We start from the raw sequence: 17,678 nt of genomic DNA on the forward strand, positions 1-17,678 counted from the left end.
CCCGACTCGCCGTACGCCTCGTAGACGACGCCCTGGCCGCCCGCGCCGAGACGGCCGACCAGCCAGTACCGTCCCAGGCGGTGCGGGTCGGAAGAAGTGAGAGGAACCATCAAGTCCGCCATTCTGCTCGATCGGGGGCTTCCCGGACCGGCCTGGAGCTCCCGAAGCTACAGCGAACCGCGAAACAGGACGATCACTTGCGGCGGGCCGGGTGGATCTCCAGCAGTCGCGTGGGTTGAACGGGCTCGGCTCGCGGGCGCGGGGCGCTGCCTGGCGGATCGGCCGACCTGGGCGTGCGGCTCTCCGGCCGGTCCCGGCCGCCGCCCGTCAGGCAGCGCCCCGCGATTTCCTCGAGGTGTCCGTGGACAGATGCATCGCGCGTACGCGAAACCGCTGCCGCCGGATCCCGTCCCACAATCACAGCGATCAAGCACACCTCGGCATGACACCCTGGCGGCCCGATCGCGCTCGCTTTCGAGGCGGGCGGTCAGTACCGCCGCAACGTCTAGCAGTAGCTGGCGCCGTTGAACCTGCGCGGCGCCTTGGGCACGGTGCTGGAGATGGTCTGGCCGGGGTCGACGGTGAAGCAGCGGCCGTCGGCCCCGTACGACCAGTCGATGCGGTAACGCATCCGGACGCCGCAGTCGTTGCGCGCGTAGCCGGTCTTGTTGACCCAGCCGCTCTTCTGCCAGATGGCGACGCAGGCGGGGGTGTTGCCCTGTGCCTTGGCAGTGTCGGCGACGGCACCGGTCGGGGCGGCCGCCAGCATGGCGATGGAGGCCGCGCCACCGATGGCCAGGGCGGTGAGCGACTTACGAAGCTTGATGGTCATCGTCGTCTTCCTCTCGAGTGTTGTAGCTGATGAGAGGAAGGTAGGTGCGGCTGTGTTGAGTCCATGTTGAGGATTCGTTCAGGCCCCTCCGGACCTCGGAACCGGATCTACGTGGTCACGACGTCGCCGGCGGCCGCGGCGCAGGACGGCGAGGCCGGGCAGGACGCGCCGGCGTTCGTTCCCCGCCTGCCCGCTACCCGCCCTCGCGGCGGTCGCTGCCTGCGCTTGCCCGTGACGGCACGCGTCTGTTGCGGCGGCCCCCGCGGCCGGGCCGCGTAGAAGCGCCGTTCCCTTCCTGGAGGCGGACCATGACGCGGGTGCGGGGGTGAGGGTTTGTCCGGCAGGCCCGCGTCGTTCGCCCGTCGGCTTTCCGCTCTGGACCCGCGGTTGCTCGACGTCGCCCTGGCGGTCGCGCTGGGCGTCGGCACCTCGTTGTGGGAGGTGCCGGAGCTGGGCAAGGGGCGCCCGGCCGATGCGCAGTCGCTGGCGCTGACCGCGCTGGTGAACGCGCCCCTTGCGCTGCGCAGGCGGGCGCCGTTCACGGTCCTGGTCGTCTCGACGTCGGCTGCGCTGCTCTACCATCTGCTGGGCCACCACCCGGGGCTCAACAGCATCGGCCCGCTGCTGGCGCTGGCCGAGCAGTTGGCCGCGGAACGGGACGCGGCCGCCCGCCGGGCGGTGACCCGCGAGCGGGTGCGCATCGCCCGGGAGCTGCACGACGTCGTCGCACACCACGGACATACGCCGACGAGACCGGCTCGGCGGAGTCCTCCACGAGCACTCACATGCCGCGTGACCTGTATGGAGGTAATTTTCGGCAGGTGCACTTCCGGACAGACCCGGTCTCCGAAGCCGGCGCCGACACCGTGCGTGCCTGTCGTCGCGCCATTCCGGCGAGCCGCTCGAATGAGCGGCTAATCTATTAATAAACTTTACTTTAAATTCCGGACGGCTCGCAGGTAGAAAGAGCCTTATGAAAAGACATGCTCTTCGACTCGTGGTCATCGCCCTCGCCCTGACCCCCGTCGGCGGCATCCCCGCCTCCCCCGCCAACGCCGATCAGCCCGTGCCTCTCGGCCGCACCACGCTGGGTGGCGCCGACCCCAGCGTCATCAAGGTCGGCAATCTCTACGTCGCGGCCAAGTCGGTGAACGGCGGCGTCGCTGTACGGACGGCGACCACTCTCGAGGGCATCGCCGCCGCGTCCCCGCGTCAGGTGTGGATGGACACCGGCAACCTCGGTGAGGTGTGGGCTCCCGAGATCGTGCACCACGACGGCCGCTACCACATCTACTTCGCGGCGGGCCGCGGCGCCGCCCACCGGATGTACCACATCAGCTCCGCCACCGCCGATTCCGGTTATTCCGCCGCGACGAAGGTCGCCCTGCCCGGCGACAAGTGGGCCATCGACGGCGTGCCGTTCACCTTCAACGGCCAGCGCTGGTTCGTGTGGTCCGGCTGGGCGGGCGACACCAACGTCGAGCAGAACCTCTACCTCGCCCGGATGAGCAGCCCGACCACGACCACCGGCGGCCGGTACATCATCTCCCAGCCGCGGGAGCCGTGGGAGCGGGTCGTCGGCAACCCGTTCATCAACGAGGGCCCCGAGCCGATCCTCGACCCGAACGGGCAGTTGCACATCGTGTACTCGGCGAACGGCAGTTGGAGCAGCAAGTACTGCCTCGCCGATCTGCGGCTGCGCTCCGGTGGTGACCCGACAAACGTGTGGGACTGGTACAAGAGCAATGGTTGCCTGTTCGGCTCGTACGCGGAGTACATGATGGCGGGCTGGACCCCGACGCTGCACGTGGACGGCCCGGGTCACCACACGTTCGTGCTGGAGCGCGGGGACATCGCCACCAGCCCGCCGTCCGGCAACCGGTTCCCGACCATGTACCACGCGGTTGCCAAGGGCACGCCGTACTCGTGGTCCAACCGGTACTGGTACACCGGCACGGCTGTGTGGTGGAGCAATACCACCTACCGGCGGGCGAACGTGCCCGGCGCCAACACCAACGTCGGGTACAGCCTCAAGTTCTTCGAATGACGCACGTACGACGCCTGATCTGCCGTCCATGGTGAGCGCCTCGACTGGTTCGTCGCGTCCGAGCCGATGCCGGTGTGGAACGGTGACTCCCGTACGGGGGCGCCTCGCCGAGCGCGCCGGGACCTCTCCGGCCGTGCCGGTGTTGTGGAGCTACCGGCCAGTACCCCATCGAGTTGTCCGGGCCGTACCGGACGGCCAACGGGGCGGTCGCGGTGCTGTACCGGACCGCGACGGGAGCGGGCCGGTGACGATCAGGATCACCGGTCCCCTCCTCAGCCGGAGTCGCCGCACCGGACCGCCACGGGCGCGGCCCGATCACGATTCCCCTCCTCAGCCGGAGGCGCTGCGGCCTTCGAGGCGGCTGATCGCCTGGGTTCCGGCGTTGCCGCGCAGGCCCGCGGCGTAGTGCCAGCCGTTCAGCGCACCGGGCTGGGTGAAGTCGACGCGGCCCTGGGTCGTGCTCGTCATGATCTGGGACCAGCCCCAGCCGCGCCCGCGGTCGACCCACGTGCTGATCGCGTTGCCGTCGAGGACGAACGCCCAGCGATCGGCGGGCTCCAGGGGCCCCGTGGCGCAGCAGGCGCTGGTGAGCTTGCCGTCGATCCTGATGTCGATGCCGTGCTGGCCCTTGATCCCAGTCCAGGCCATGACGTAGTTGCGCTCGTCCTTGACCAGCCCGTTGAACAGGGCGTCCTGCCCCTTCCCCGTGCCGGCCCAGTTGCCGTGGTCGACGATCACCACCGCCCGGGAGCCCTTCGGCCCGGAGCCATGGGCGACCAGCCCGTAGTAGGCGCCCGGCCCCTGCGCCCGCAGGGTGCCCGCGCCGAAGGTCAGCTGCGGCAACGCCTCGCTCGCCGACGGCTTGTGGAGCGTGTAGCCGGCGCTGGAGTCGGTGTCGAAGGTGTCGTCCACGCCGACCTCGGGGTAGGCCTCGGGGGCGAAGTCGACCGTCGATCTGCTGATCGTCTGGATCGCGTGCTCACCCCAGCTCGCGGTGGCGGTGAAGTCCGCGGTCCCGCCGGTAGACACGGCCGATTCGGACCGTACGGTGAACGCGACATGACGGGCTTCGCCGGGCTTCAGTGAGCTGATCACATCAGACTCGGCGGCGGTCGCGGTCCAGCCCTTCGGGGCTGACAGCCGCACTCGGACGTTCCTCGCCGTCCTGGCGGTGTCGTTGACCACCGAGACGATCGTCGTCCCGGCGCCGGATCCGGGAGAGATCGCGGCCGGAGCCTGGTACACCGAGAGCCGGGAGTCGACGGCCCGGAATCGTGGACGCTCGTCGGGCACGGAGACACGACCGCTGACCAGCGTGGGCGGTGTGCCGTGGCGGCCCGAGCGGGCGCCGAAGATCGACAGCCCGCCGCCGTCGGAGGCGAAGCGCAGGGTGACGGTGTCGGCGTCGCCGAGTTGCCGCGTGGTGATCGGGATCGCGACGCGATAGCCGTAGCGGTTGCCGAAGTCCCCCGCGATCGAGCCGCGTGATCGACCGGCCAGCGCCGTCGGACCGTGGGGATCGTCGGGCAACTCGATCATCGGCAGCGAACTGCCGTTGACGGACACGGTGAGGCGGGCGGGGGAGCGGCGCGCGCTGGTCACGTTGTTGGGGTCGTACCAGCCGCGTGCCTGGGCGGCCGCGATCTCCGCCACCAGGGTCGCCCCGCGCGCCCGGGCCGTGCGTACCTCCTCCGGCACCTGGACCTTGTACTCGAAGTAGCCACGGCCGTAACCGGTGACCCAGTCCGACCCGCCGGTGGTCCTGGCCTGGGCTCCGCCGGTCCACTCCTGCGCGGTCACCTCGCCTGCCGGGAAACCGACTTCGCCGTCAGGGCCGGGGGTGTCGAAGGTGAGGTAGTTCTCGGCGACGGTCCTGCCGCCGGCCTCGAGCCAGATCCACAGGTGCCCGGCCCGCAGCTTGGCGGGTGCGGTGACCGACACGGTGCCGGCGTCGGAGACGCCGTACCGCGAGGGGGCGACCGGCCGCGACCCGCCCCCGGCGTCGGAGACCCAGCGGCCCTCGTCGTCGTATCCGCCGATCTTCCACCGGAGCTCGGCCCGGGAGAGATCGTCATCGGAGAAGTGGCTGGTCCTGACCGGGACGTCGATCGCGCCTCCACGCTCGACGGTGCGCGTCGATGGGCCCATCAGGGAGATCGCGTCGTCGCCCTGGAACATCTCGATGCCGCGAGACCTGCCGTTATGGTCCGTGAACTCCGGCTGGTTCGGCTGCCGGTCGAAGGTGACCGGGCTGTGGACCTCCTGCTCGGTTTCGGCCAGTTGGACGCCGACGTAGCCGTTCAGCCGGGGATAGGCGCGGAAGCGGCTCGCCGTGTGCGGGAACTGTCCGGACCTGATGGCGAACTCGGAGTTGAGCCAGGGCTGTCCGCTCTGGGCGCCGTCGTTGAAGTTCCAGGTGGAGCCCGGCTTGACCTGAGCGTCGAACCCGTCCAGGAGTCTCTTCCACTCGTCGTAGGTGGACAGGTAGTAGTGGAAGTCGTTGAGATCGGTGTCGAGGTGGCCGTTCTGGCAGCAGGCGGAGTTGTCGACGACCAGCCGGGTCGGGTCGAGGCCGTGCGCGATCTGCACCATCCTGCGCACGTACGGGAATGCCGCCGCCGGGATCGGCTGCTGCCACGGTTCGTCGTTGATGCCCCAGGATTCGTTGAAGATCGTCCAGATCACGATCGACGGGTGATTGTGATCACGCTGGAACGTGTCGCGCAGCAACCCCTCGAAGAGCCGCTCCGCCTCCTCTCCCAGGGAGTGCCAGCCCGCGTTGGGGAGGTCGTACCAGATCATCAGCCCGAGCTTGTCCGCCCAGTGGTAGTAGGCCGGTTCGTTGACCTTGAGGTGGTTCCGGATCACGTTGAACCCGAGCTTCTTGGCGTTCTTCAGGTCGAGCAGGATCGACCCGCGGCCCGGCTCGGCCTCCGTCCCGGTGCGCAGATCGGGGCCGGCGGTGACCCCGGTGTAGGTGTACAGGCCCCACGGGTTGTAGCCCTGGTCGAGGACGCCGCGCAGGTAGACCGGCCGGTTGTTGAGATGGATGTACTGGTATTCGCCGGTGTGGCCGGGCGCCCATTGGCGGTCGATCGTGCGCATCCCGAAGGTGGTCCGGATGCCGTCGTCGTCGCCCAGCCGGATGTCGGCGGTGTACAGGGCCGGATCGTCCGGCTCCCACAGGCGCGGGCGCTCGATCGGGATCCGCGCCGAGCCCTTGCCGTCGCTCAGGGATACGGTGACGGCGCCGGCGACCTTTCCGCCGGGGTCCTTGATCTTCACCGTGGCGGTTCGCGCGCCGACGGCGGTGACGTCGATCCTCGCGGCCGCCGCGGACGGGCCGCGCGCGTCCCCCTCGAAGGTCAGCTCCGGGGTCACCCGCGTCTGGACGAGCCGGGCGTCGGTGTACGGCTCGATCCACACCGACTGCCAGATGCCGCCGACGTCGGTGAACCAGCCGGTGTTCTCCCCGTCGGGCACGCCCGTCTGCTTGCCCATGGGGTACGGCGATTCGGGCGTCGTCGGTGGCGCGACCACCCGGATCGTCACCGTGTGGGTCGAGCCCGGAGCCAGTGCGCCCAGCCCGGCGCTGATCTCGGTGTAGCCGTTCCCGGTGTAGGGCAGCACCGGCCTGCCGTCGAGCCAGACCGCCGCGCCCCAGTCGGCGGCCCCGATGCGCAGCCGCACCTGCCCGGAGAAACCCTTGGGCACGGTGAACGAGCGCCGGTACCAGACCGTCCCGCGGTAGCCGGAGAAGGCGCTGCGGAAGATCTCCTTGGTCGCCAGTTCCTCCTCGCCCCAGGCGGCGAGCGACTGGTAGCCGAACGGCACCCGGATCGCCTTGCCCAGCGGGTGACCCGGGTCGAACCACCGCTCACGCTCGCCCACGTCGCCGGGGTCGAAGTCGAACGACCAGGTGCCGTTGAGCGACAGCCACGCGTCGCCGGTGAACGGGCGCCGATCGGCGTCCGGGCGCGGGTACTCCGTCCTGGCCGGCTCGTCAGGCTTGAGCTTGAGGGTGAGCGAACTTCCCACGGCCGTCGATGCGAAGGCGTAGCCCTCCTTGGCCGCGACCACGAGGGCGCTGCTGTCGGGCACGCCGGCCAGCGTGAAGGTGCCGTCGATCGCGGTCGTCGCGTAGACCCCGGACCTCGAGGCGTGCACGCCGGCCCCTGCGATCGGCATGCCGTCACGGGCGTCCACCACCCGGCCTCGTACCTCGATCGTCCCACCCTGCACGGGGGCGACGGCGAAAGCGGCGGCGGGGGTGAGGGCGGCCGGGGACAGCAGCGTCAAGACGGTGACCAGCCCGACGGCGAACGCCCGCCGCTTCTTCAGGATGGTTAACATCCCTCGGCCTCAGATCGCGCCTGCTCGATGGCGGCCGGACGTAGCTGTGCCGCGCGGATCCGCGAGACGTCCAGCTTGCTGGAGCGGTCGAAGCGATAGATCCCGTTCTGTTCCTGGAAGACGTCGGTGAGCTGCGTGTAGCAGTAGCCGAACATCCGAGGGTCGTTCAGCAGGACCCCGACCAGGCCGGCAAACCGCTGCTGGAGCTCCTCCTCGCCGGCGGGGCGCTCGCCGTATCCCCAGGAGCTCTCATCGGGACGCGCGTCCGGATTCCACCAGATGCCGCCGAACTCGCTGCAGAAGTACGGCTGCCCCTGGTAGGGCACCGACCACGCCGTGCCGTCGGGATCGGCGTTGACGTACGGCGTCCCGTCGGCCAGCCCCGCCATCAGCTTGCCGAACACCTCGGGATCCTGCTCGTAGCAGTGCGAGTCGTAGACGTCGGCGCCGGGGACCCGGTGCGCGTAGCCGGACGCGTCGATCACCGGGCGGGTGGGGTCGGCCGCCTTCGTGGCCAGGTACATGCCCCGGGTGACGTCGTCGAGCACGGTGATCCGGTCGTGCAGCCGCTGCCAGGTCTCGTTGAGCGGGCACCAGCCGACGATGCTCGGGTGGGAGTAGTCGCGCTCGACCGCCTCCAGCCACTGGGTCACGAACGACGCGGTCGGCTGCTGGTTGTCGCCGGGCGGCCCGCCGACGTTGGCCCCCCAGTCCCCGAACTCGCCCCAGACCAGGAAACCCGCCCGGTCGGCGTGGTACAGATACCGCTCCTCGAACACCTTCTGGTGCAGCCGCGCGCCGTTGAACCCCGCGGCCACAGCCAGCTCGATGTCGCGGCGCAGGGCCTCGTCCGTGGGCGCGGTCATCAGGCCGTCGGGGTAGTAGCCCTGGTCGAGCACGAGCCGCTGGTAGCGCACCTCGCCGTTGAGCAGGACGGCGTGCCCGTCGATGGCGACCGAGCGGAGCCCGGCGTAGCTGGTGGCGGTGTCGACCACGGCGCCGTCGCCGTCGAGCAGGTCGATGCGCAGGTCGTACAGGTGCGGGTCCTCGGGGGACCACAGCCGTACCCGGTCCTCCGGCAGCGGCAGCCAGACTTCGGCGGCCAGGTCGCGGTCGGCGCGAGCCTGCGCCTGCGCGAGGTCGCCGGCCTGGTCCGACACGGTCACCCTGACGGCGTGCCCGGAGCGGTCGCCCGACACCGGCACGGTGACGCGGAACGCGGAGGCCGCGACGTTCGGCGTGATCCGCGGCCGGCCGAGGTGCGTGCCGGGCACGGGCTCGCACCACACCGTCTGCCAGATGCCGGTGGTGCGCCCGTAGTGCGCGCCGCGCCCCTCGTAGTCGGTGGTCTGCTTGCCGCGCGCCTGCGGGCCGGAGCGGGCGTCGCGGGCGCGCACGACCACGGTGTACGTGTGCGCCGGATCGGCCGCCGCGGTCAGATCGCAGGTGAACGGGGTGAAACCGCCCCGGTGCCGGCAGGCCTCGACGCCGTCCACCCACACCGTGGTGTCGTGGTCCACCGCCTGGAAGTGCAGCAGCACCCGCTGTCCGGCCCAGTCCTGCGGCACCCGGACGGTACGGCGGTACCAGACGGCCGGATGGAAGTCCGGATCGCCGATGCCGGACAGCGACGCCTCCGGGCAGAACGGCACGACGATCTCGCCGGTCAGATCCCGGTCGAGCAGGCCCCGCTCCAACCCGGAGTCGCCGGGGTCCCTCTCGAACTGCCAGGTTCCGTTGAGGCACCGCCATGCGGGGCGGACGAACTGCGGACGCGGGTACTCGGGACGGGGAATGACGGTGTTCACAAGACTCGCTTTCTCCGGGGATTCAGGATTTGACGGCACCGGCGATGCCCTCGACGAAGTACCGCTGCAGGACGACGAACAGCGCGACCACGGGCAGCAGCGAGATCGTCGCCGCGGCGGCCATGCCGGACCAGTCGGTGGTGTTCTCGCCGACGAACGCCAGCATGCCGACGCTGACGGTGCGCAGGTCGGGCCGGGAGAACGTGAAGACCAGCGGCAGGAAGAACGCGTTCCAGGTGTTCAGGAAGGTGAGCACGGTGACCGTGGCCGTCACCGGCTTGGCCAGCGGCAGCATGATGCGGAAGAAGACGGTCAGGAACCCGGCGCCGTCGATGAGCGCGCTTTCGGACAGTTCCTTGGGGATGCCGCGGAAGTATCCGGCGTAGAGCAGGATCGCCGACACGTTCGCGGCCCCCGACATCGCCACGATCATGCCCGTCAGCGAGTTCAGCAGCCCGAGCTGCTGGGAGAGGTCGACCAGCGGGATGATGGTGTATCCGGCCGGGACGAACAGCGTGGCGACCAGGACGCCCATGACGATCCGGCGCCCACGGAAGTCGTGGCGGGCCAGGACGTAGCCGGCCATGGCGCACCGGACGAGCACCACCACGACCGTGCTCACCGTGACGATCACGGTGTTGAGCAGGTACTTCCCGAACTGCGCGCTGCTCCACGCGCGCTCGTAGTTCTCCCATGCCGGGTTGTCGGGCAGCAGGCCGAGCCCTTGGGTGAACACCTCCGCCGACGTCTTCAGCGACGCGGAGACCATCCACAGGAACGGGTAGATCCACAGCAGGCAGCCGATGGCGAGTGCGGCGGCGGCCAGCCACCAGGGCAGCCGGCGCAGCGTCGCGCTCCAGGTCCGTCGCGGGCGGGGGCGCGTCTGCGCGACCGTGCTCATGCCGCCCTCCTGGTCCGCCGGGCGGCGCGAACCGCGAGCAGCTGCAGGATGCCGACGAGGCAGACGAACAGGCCGAACAGGACGGCGGCCGCGGAGGCGTACCCGAGCCTGGGGATGGTGGCGGCGAAGGCCCACCGGTAGATGTAGACCTCGATCACCTCGGTCGAGTAGAACGGGCCGCCGCCGGTCATGGTCAGGACGAGGTCGAAGACCTGCAACGACGCCTCGATCGACAGCAGCGTGATGATGACCAGGAAGGGCTTGAGCAGGGGCAGGGTGATGTGCCGCAGGATGGCGGGCGCGCCGGCGCCGTCGAGGCGTGCCGCCTCGTACACCTCGTTCGGCACCGTCTGCAACGCGGCCAGCCAGTAAACCAGGGTGATCCCGAACCACTTCCACACGTACACGGCGATCGTCGTGCCCAGCGCCGTCGACGACTGGCCGAGGAAGTCGATGCCGTCCGTCACCAGGCCGGCCTCGCGTAACGCGAGGTTCACCGGGCCGCTGGCCGGGTCGAAGACGAACTGCATGACGACGCCGACGATCGCCGTGGTGGTGACCACCGGCAGGAACAGCGCGGTGCGGAACAGCTTGCGCAGCGGCATGCGGGGCGAGTTGAGCAGGATCGCGACCAGCAGGGTGACCAGCACCTGGAGCGGCACCGCGCAGACCATGAACGTCAGCGTCAGCCGGAACGAGCTCCAGAACATCGGGTCGGCGAGGACCTCGCGGTAGTTGGCCACGCCGATGAACGTCCGGCCCGTGTCGAACCCGTTCCAGTCGGTGAGCGAGTACGCGTAGCTGCCGATGATCGGGTAGACGGTGAAGGCGCCGTACAGCAGCACGGTCGGGGCCAGGAACAGCCAGACGTACGCGGTGCCGCGCGGTCGCGTTCCCGACGCGGCGGGGAGTGCGACCGTCATCCGCGCGTCTCCGGAGCGCTCTGCCCGGTGCCGCCGGTGGTGCTCTGGTCGACCACCAGCCGCCAGGGCGCCTCCAGATGGACGGGCGGGCCCTGGTCTCCCTCGACGCGCGCCAGCAGGCGGGTCACGGCGAGCTCGGCGATCCGCTTCTTGTCGGGCGCGATGGTGGTGAGCGCCGGATTGGCGAACCGGCCCTCCTCGATGCCGTCGAACCCGACGACGGCGACGTCCTCGGGCACCCGCAGCCCCCGGGACACCACCGCCCGCACCGCCCCGATGGCGAGCAGGTCGTTGTAGCAGAACACCGCGTCCGGCGGCTCCGCCAGATCGAGCAGCTGGTCCATCGCGCGCCGGCCGTCTTCGCGCTGGTAGCGCCGCACCCGTACGGTGAGCTCGGGCCGGAGCGGCAGCCCCGCCTCGGCCAGCCCCTGCTCGTACCCGTCGGTCCGGTGCGCCGAGGTCTGCCTCCGCGCCGCGGCGGTCTCCGAGCGCGGCAGGTGGGGCACGCCGATGGCGGCGATCCGGGTGCGGCCCAGCGAGATCAGGTGCGCGGTGGCACTGCGCGCCGCGGCGGTGTCGTCGATGGCGACGTGGTCCATGCCCTCCACCCGCATCTCGCCCAGCATCACCGTCGGGCAGTTGCCGGCCCAGCTACGCAGCTCGTCCTCGGTCAGGCCGAGCGGGCTGAAGATGAACCCGTCGAAGAGGGCCGACCGGTCCCGCCGCATGACGATCTGCCGCTCCCGTTCGGCCACCCCCTCGGTGCGGTCGATGAGCACCGTGTACCCGCGCTCCTCGGCCCGATCCACCACGTGGGCGGCCAGTTCGGTGAAGTACGGCACGTCCAGCGGCAGCACGAGGGCCAGCAGGTTCGACCGCCCCCGGTTCAGGCTGCGCGCCGCGACGTTGGGCCGGTAGTCGAGTTCGTCCAGGGCGCGCTGGACCTGGGCGCGGGTCTCCTCCGACACGTAGGCGAAGTTGTTCACGACGTTGGAGACGGTCCGTACGGAGACTCCGGCCAGCCGCGCAACGTCACGCTGTGTTACCACAGTCGTTCACATCCTCCAGGGGAAGCCGATGACATTGAGTTCATACAAGAGTCTTGCCGCGCGGCATGCCGCGTGGCAAGAATGAATTTGCCGCGCGGCAACATTTTTACGCGACGTTCACAGCCGCCGGTGGAAGGCAGGACCGATGACCGCGATGACTCGGCGGGGATTCCTCTCCGCAGCAGGCACCCTGGCCGCCGTGGCGGCGACCGGCGCGTGCGGTGGCGGCGGAGGCGGTGGCGGCGGCGGTGCCGCGGGCGGGTCGCTGACCTGGTGGGACCACCAGAACCAGCTGCAGAAGGCGAAGGCGGACATCTTCGCCACGTTCGCCAAGAGCGCCGGCGGCGTCCCCGTCCAGTACACGTACTACAACCCCGCGAAGATGGGCCAGGCGCTGCAACTGGCCAAACAGAGCAACCAGCTGCCGGACGTCCACTCCAACGCCGGCCTCAACAACGTGCCGCCCGCGGCGCTCATCGCCGCCGGGTGGGCGCAGCCGCTGGACCTCGGCGACGAGGCGAAGGCCCGGATCAAGGACTCGCTCATCGAGGGCCTGCACGTCTTCGACGGCAAGATCTACGCGTTTCCCGTCTTCAGCCACCAGGTCTACGTCGCGGCGTCGTGGTTCAACACGGAGCTGGTCGCGCGTGCCGGGCTGGACCCGCAGGCCCCGCCCAGGACCTACGACGAGTTCCGGGCCGCGGCCCGGACGGTGCAGAGCAAGAGCGGCGGCAAGTCGTACGGCTGGGTGTGGAACGTCGGCATGCCGCAGCGGCTGGGCGAGCAGGTCCACGACCTGGCGCAGGCGGCCGGGTTCGAGGGCGGCCTCGGCCTGCGGTACGCCACCGGCGAGTACGCCTTCCACGCCGACGAATACCTCGACGTGATCGAGTTCCTGGTGTCGCTGAGCCGGGACAAGCTGCTGGTGCCGGGGGCGAACTCCTGGACCGACGACGTGGCGCGCGCCCGGTGGACCGCCGGGGTGGCGGCGTACTACTTCGACGGCCCGTGGTGCCCCGGCGTGGCGCTGCAGAGCACGCCCGACTTCGCGGACAAGCTCGGCGTGGGGCCGATCCTGGTGCCCAACGCGGGCGACACCGTGGCCACCTACCATGTGCCGCAGCCCGGCGAATACTGGCTGTCGCCCGGAAGCAAGCACGCCGCGGCGGCGAACAAACTGCTCGGCGACTACTTCACCACGGAGGACTACTCGCGCCGGGTCGCCGAGACCATGTCGCAGCCACCCCGCGACATCGCCGTCGTCGAACAGTCCCAAGCGCACCCCGCCTACAAGAAGCTGATCTCCTGGTTCAAGGAGAGCGTCTATCTCGCCCCCACTCCGGTCGCCGGGAACAAGGACGTCCAGCGGGTGCAGATCGAGTCCAAGCCGGTCACCCCCACCCTCGGGGACATCGTCCAGGGCGCGTTCAGCGGCGACGTCACCGACGTCCGCGCGGCGCTGACCAAGCTGTCCAGCGACAGCGCCAAGGAACGGGACGCGGCGATCGCGGCGGCCAAGGGCAAGGGCGCGAAGGTCGGCCTGGACGACTACGCCTTCCCCAACTGGAAGCCGCGGGCGGACTACCTCAAGCCCATGTACGCCGAGCGCTAGCGATGGGGGCTCATCCCGTGAACCGACCGAACATCGTGCTGATCATGACCGACCAGCAGCGTGCCGGCTGGACCGCCGCGAGCGGCTTCGCCCTGGACACCATGCCCTTCCTCGACGGGCTGATGGGCGACGGCACGCGGTTCCAGCGGGCGCACACCACGTCCCCGCTGTGCGTGCCGGCCCGGGTCAGCCTGCTCACCGGACGGTACCCGTCCGCGCACCGGGTCCGGCAGAACAGCGCCGCGCAGCACGTGCTGCGCGGCCCCGACCTGGTGGACGTGCTCCGCGACGCCGGCTACGCGCTGCACCTGGCAGGCAAGACGCACTTCCACCGCCAGCCCGGCGACTTCGACACCTTCGCCGCACCGTACTGGCACAACCGCGGCCCGGCCGGCGCGGCGACCGCCGACCAGGCGCGGTTCGAGCAGTGGCTCGGCGCGCTCGACCACTCGGTCAGCCACGAGCCGACACCGTTCCCGCTGGAGTGCCAGTTCCCGCACCGGATCGTCTCCGACGCGATCAGCGCGATCGACCGGACGCCCGGCGACCGGCCGTTCTTCGCCTGGCTGTCGTTCCCGGAACCGCACAATCCGTACCAGGTCCCGGAGCCGTACTTCAGCCTCTTCGGGCCGGACCAGGTGCCCGACCGGCTGGCCGGGCCCGAGGGCGCCGCGCGCAAGGGCGGCACCTACACCTGGCTGCGCAAGCTGATCGAGGAGAAGCGGCCCGGGTACGACGCCGAGTGGCGGCGCTACCGCGCCAACTACTGCGGCATGCTCCGGCTGATCGACGACCAGCTTCAACGGTTCTTCGCGCACCTGCGCGAACGCGGGCGGGACGCCGACACGCTGGTGCTCTTCGTCGCCGACCACGGCGACTACGTCGGAGACTACGGGCTGCAGCGCAAGGGCGCGGGCATGCCCGAGTGCCTGATGCGCATCCCGTTCGCCGTCGCCGGGCCGGGCGTGCGGGCCATGGACAACCGCACCGACTTCGTCTCGCTCGCCGATCTGTTCCCGACGGTCTGCGACGCGATCGACGTCGAGATCCCGCCCGGCGTCCAGGGCCGTAGCCTGTGGCCCCTGCTCACCGGGGCTCCGTATCCGGCCGAGGAGTTCGCCAGCGGATACGGCGAACGCGGGTTCGGCGGGCTGTCCTACGACGTCGACGAGCGCCCGCCGTTGCACTTCCCGTACGAGGGCCGGACCTTCGACGAGCTCAACACCGTCACCCAGTCCGGCACGACGGTGATGCTCCGGCGCGAGCAGTGGAAGCTGCTCCTGGACGAGCGCGGCGCCGGCGAGCTCTACGACCTGGACGCCGACCCCGCGGAGCTGGACAACCGGTACGACGATCCCGCGCTCGCCGAGATCTGCGCCGCCCTCACCACCGATCTCGCCCGCTGGATGATCCGCGTCCGGGACGACCTGCCGGAGGCGGTCTACACCCTCAAACGCGCGTCACACAACTGGCACTAGGCCGGCGCGGAGGCGGTGGAGGCGCGGTAGACCATGGACACGGGGAGCACGACATCCTCCGGCGAGGTGCCTCCGGACGCGATGCGATCAAGGAGGAGGCGGACGGCGGCCGCTCCGGCGTCGAAGAACGGCATGTGGACGGTCGTCAGCGGCGGAATGGTCCGGGCGGCGACCGGATGGTCGTCACAGCCGACGACCGAGCAGTCATCAGGGACTCGAAGCCCTCGCTCGTGCAGCGCGTTGAGCACGCCGACCGCCATGAGGTCGTTCTGCACGTAGATCGCGGTGATGCCGGAGGCCCGGTCGAGCAACCGGTGGGTGGCGGCGTACCCGCCCTCGACCTCCCATGCGCCGTCCTCGACGAGGAGGGGATCGTAGGGCAGGCCGTGGTCGGCCAGCACCCGCCGGTAGACGGCGGTGCGCCGCTGCGCGCTGTGACGCTGCCGGAAGCCGGTCACCATGGCGATCCGGCGATGGCCGAGCGCGAGCAGGTGGCGGATCGGGAGCTCCGCGGTGCTCTCGGACTCGGGGCCGACGGTCGGGACACCGCCGCCGGCGATGTCGTGCAGGCTGACGGAGGGAGGCCCGGCCCGCAGCAATCGCCCGACCTCCTCGTCCTCCTCGGTCGCCGGGGCGTTCATGATGATCCCGTCGACCCGGCGCTCCATCAGCACGCGCAGATAACGCACGCAGTCCGAGCCGTCCGGCTCGAGGCTGCTGAGGATCACGCTGAGGCCGTGCTGCCGTGCTTCGCGCTCGATGCCGACGAGGAACTGCGCGGGCGTCGTGTTGCTGAAGTCGACGGTGATCACTCCGAGGGTCAGGGAGCTGCGTGACTGCAGGCTCCGGGCCAGCGCGTTGGGGATGTAGCCGATCTCTTCGGCCGCCTCGATGATGCGTCGCCGGGTGGCCGGCGTGACGGTGCCCTTGCCGTTGAGCACTTTGCTCACCGTCTGGAAGCTCACGTTGGCGCGCGCGGCGACGTCCCTGAGCGAGACACTGGCCACGGCGGTTACCTCCGGTAGGCGAACGTTCGCACTGACCCTACCGCCGAATTCTGCCAGGCGGCGACCAGCTCTTCAACGCCGTCGCTTACAGGGGTTGACGGAGTCACTTGGGGTGGCACAGCATAGGCGAACGTTCGCCTTGGGATCTGGACCCCTCAGTTCCGGCGAGAAGGAGAGGACCTCCATGACGACGTTCGGCCGTCGACGATTTCTCGGGCTGTCCGGCGCCGCTCTCGCGGGCGCCCTCGGCGTCGCCGGGTGCACCCGTACCTCGCGGCAGGAGGCCGCCACGGCGGCCGGCGGCGGCGTGATCCGCTGGTGGGATCACTTCCAGCCGCTGAAGCCGCTGAACGAGCGCATCTTCGCCGAGTACGGCAAGGCCAAGCCAGGCGTCCGGGTGGAGCACGAGGTGTTCAACCCGAACGAGATGGGCCAGGCGCTGCAGCTCGCGTTCAAGAGCAACCAGATCGCCGACGTCCACTCGATCGCCGGCCTCGGATCGTCCGAGGCGGCTCTGGTCGCGGGCGGCTGGTTCTCGCCGCTGGCGGGACAGGACGCGTTCCGCGCGAAGCTTCCCGCCGACAGCCTGCTGGAGGGGCTGCACGTCTTCGACGGCAAGCTCTACACCTTCCCCATCTTCAGCCATCGGCAGTACGCCACGCTCAACTGGTTCAACCGCGAGCTGGTCGAGAAGGCCGGTGGCGACCCGGACAACGGCCCGGCGACCTGGGACGCGTTCCGCTCTCTCGCCGCGCGGATCACCAAGGACGGCGGCGGCCGGGCGTACGGGTGGATCCAGGGCCTGCAGTTCCACGAGCGGCTGCAGACCCACGTGATCGAGCTGGCGATGTCCGCCGGCGCCCCGCTCGCCATGGCTCAGGGGGCGAACGCGATGGGCCTGGTGGACCCGCGGACCGGCGAATACGCCTACGCGGGCGAGCCGTTCGTCCAGGCGTTGGAGTTCCTGCTGTCCCTGGTCCGCGACAAGGTCGTGTTCCCCGCGTCGACCTCGCTCGACGCCAGGACCGCGCGGGCCAGGTGGGCGACAGGGGTCGCGGGCATGTTCTTCGACGGACCGTGGAACATCGGCGTCGTCAACGGGCAGTTCAAGCAGTTCATCGACAAGGTCGGGATCGGCCCCATTCCGTCGCCGGACGGCAAGCCCGTCCTCTACGGTGCTCCCGCCTCGGGCCAGTTGTTCGTGTCCAGTCAGTCCAAGCACGTGGAGACGGCCTCGGACCTGCTCGCCCGGTTCACCGGCCCCGAGTTCTACAAGGGGCTCGCCGCGTTCATGGACCAGGTGCCCCTCGACCTGGAGGCCGTGTCGACGGCGGACGTGCATCCGTCGTACAAGCGCGCGGTCGAGCTGTTCGGCCGGACCGTACGGCTCGCGCCCAGCCCCATCGCCCGCAACTCCGCCGTCGCGCAGGTGATGAGCGAGATGAAGGAGCCGAGGCCCACGCTCGGCGAGCTCGCTCAGGGCATCCTCACCGGCGAGGTCACCGACATCCGGAAGACGTTGCGCGAATACACCGGAAAGCTCGCCGCCGAGCGGGAGCGCGCCACGCGGGTCGTGTCCGGGAAGGGCGTGAAGGTGAGCCTGGACGACTGGAAGTTCCCGAATTGGCAGCCGGGCAAGGACTACACGGCGGAGATGTACCAGTAGCC

General features: G+C 70.2%; 12 protein-coding genes. 5 read left to right on the top strand and 7 right to left on the bottom strand.

The features are described 5' to 3' along the window. Nucleotides 1-505: 505 nt before the first annotated feature. Nucleotides 506-832, bottom strand: coding sequence for a hypothetical protein (locus tag ABZX61_RS56745; RefSeq protein ID WP_355209259.1), 327 nt, complete (start codon nt 830-832; stop codon nt 506-508). Nucleotides 833-1,165: 333 nt separating this feature from the next. Here ABZX61_RS56745 and ABZX61_RS56750 point away from each other — a divergent pair, with 333 nt between their 5' ends. Beyond that, nucleotides 1,166-1,750, top strand: a complete 585-nt coding sequence (locus ABZX61_RS56750; protein WP_355209262.1) for a hypothetical protein — start codon at nt 1,166-1,168, stop codon at nt 1,748-1,750. A 55-nt stretch (nt 1,751-1,805) separates the two neighbouring features. Continuing rightward, nucleotides 1,806-2,879, top strand: coding sequence for a glycoside hydrolase family 43 protein (locus tag ABZX61_RS56755; RefSeq protein ID WP_355209265.1), 1,074 nt, complete (start codon nt 1,806-1,808; stop codon nt 2,877-2,879). Nucleotides 2,880-3,209: 330 nt separating this feature from the next. Here the strand turns inward: ABZX61_RS56755 and ABZX61_RS56760 are convergent, their stop codons facing one another. From ABZX61_RS56760 to ABZX61_RS56780, 5 genes are read right to left on the bottom strand one after another with little or no spacing between them, the layout of a single operon-like run. Beyond that, entirely contained in the window at nt 3,210-7,232 is a 4,023-nt protein-coding gene (locus tag ABZX61_RS56760; RefSeq protein WP_355209268.1) for a glycoside hydrolase family 2 TIM barrel-domain containing protein, read from the bottom strand. Further along, nucleotides 7,226-9,040, bottom strand: coding sequence for a sugar-binding domain-containing protein (locus tag ABZX61_RS56765; protein WP_355209271.1), 1,815 nt, complete (start codon nt 9,038-9,040; stop codon nt 7,226-7,228). The genes ABZX61_RS56760 and ABZX61_RS56765 overlap by 7 nt, the downstream gene beginning before the upstream one ends. A gap of 22 nt (nt 9,041-9,062) precedes the next feature. Further along, a complete protein-coding gene (locus ABZX61_RS56770; protein WP_355209275.1) occupies nt 9,063-9,941 on the bottom strand; it encodes a carbohydrate ABC transporter permease in 879 nt (292 codons plus the stop codon). Beyond that, on the bottom strand, nt 9,938-10,864 hold the full coding sequence (locus ABZX61_RS56775; RefSeq protein ID WP_355209278.1) for a sugar ABC transporter permease: 927 nt from the start codon (nt 10,862-10,864) through the stop codon (nt 9,938-9,940). Before ABZX61_RS56775 ends, ABZX61_RS56770 begins: the two co-directional genes overlap by 4 nt. Continuing rightward, on the bottom strand, nt 10,861-11,913 hold the full coding sequence (locus ABZX61_RS56780) for a LacI family DNA-binding transcriptional regulator (protein ID WP_355209281.1): 1,053 nt from the start codon (nt 11,911-11,913) through the stop codon (nt 10,861-10,863). The genes ABZX61_RS56775 and ABZX61_RS56780 overlap by 4 nt, the downstream gene beginning before the upstream one ends. Before the next feature lie 145 nt (nt 11,914-12,058). On the opposite strand from ABZX61_RS56780, the gene ABZX61_RS56785 reads away from it, so the two are divergent. After that, nucleotides 12,059-13,525: an extracellular solute-binding protein gene (locus ABZX61_RS56785; protein ID WP_355209284.1), complete on the top strand. Its 1,467-nt coding sequence runs from the start codon at nt 12,059-12,061 to the stop codon at nt 13,523-13,525. 17 nt (nt 13,526-13,542) lie between these two features. Then, complete coding sequence (locus ABZX61_RS56790; protein WP_355209287.1) at nt 13,543-15,003, top strand: sulfatase-like hydrolase/transferase; 1,461 nt, start codon at nt 13,543-13,545, stop codon at nt 15,001-15,003. Here ABZX61_RS56790 and ABZX61_RS56795 read toward each other — a convergent pair. After that, nucleotides 15,000-16,010, bottom strand: coding sequence for a LacI family DNA-binding transcriptional regulator (locus ABZX61_RS56795; RefSeq protein ID WP_355209290.1), 1,011 nt, complete (start codon nt 16,008-16,010; stop codon nt 15,000-15,002). The genes ABZX61_RS56790 and ABZX61_RS56795 overlap by 4 nt on opposite strands. Before the next feature lie 184 nt (nt 16,011-16,194). Here ABZX61_RS56795 and ABZX61_RS56800 point away from each other — a divergent pair, with 184 nt between their 5' ends. Beyond that, on the top strand, nt 16,195-17,676 hold the full coding sequence (locus ABZX61_RS56800) for an extracellular solute-binding protein (protein WP_355209293.1): 1,482 nt from the start codon (nt 16,195-16,197) through the stop codon (nt 17,674-17,676). The last annotated feature ends 2 nt before the right edge of the window (nt 17,677-17,678 follow it).

Origin of the sequence: Nonomuraea sp. NPDC003709, assembly GCF_040610775.1 — a bacterium.
GTDB classification, from domain to species: domain Bacteria; phylum Actinomycetota; class Actinomycetes; order Streptosporangiales; family Streptosporangiaceae; genus Nonomuraea; species Nonomuraea angiospora_A.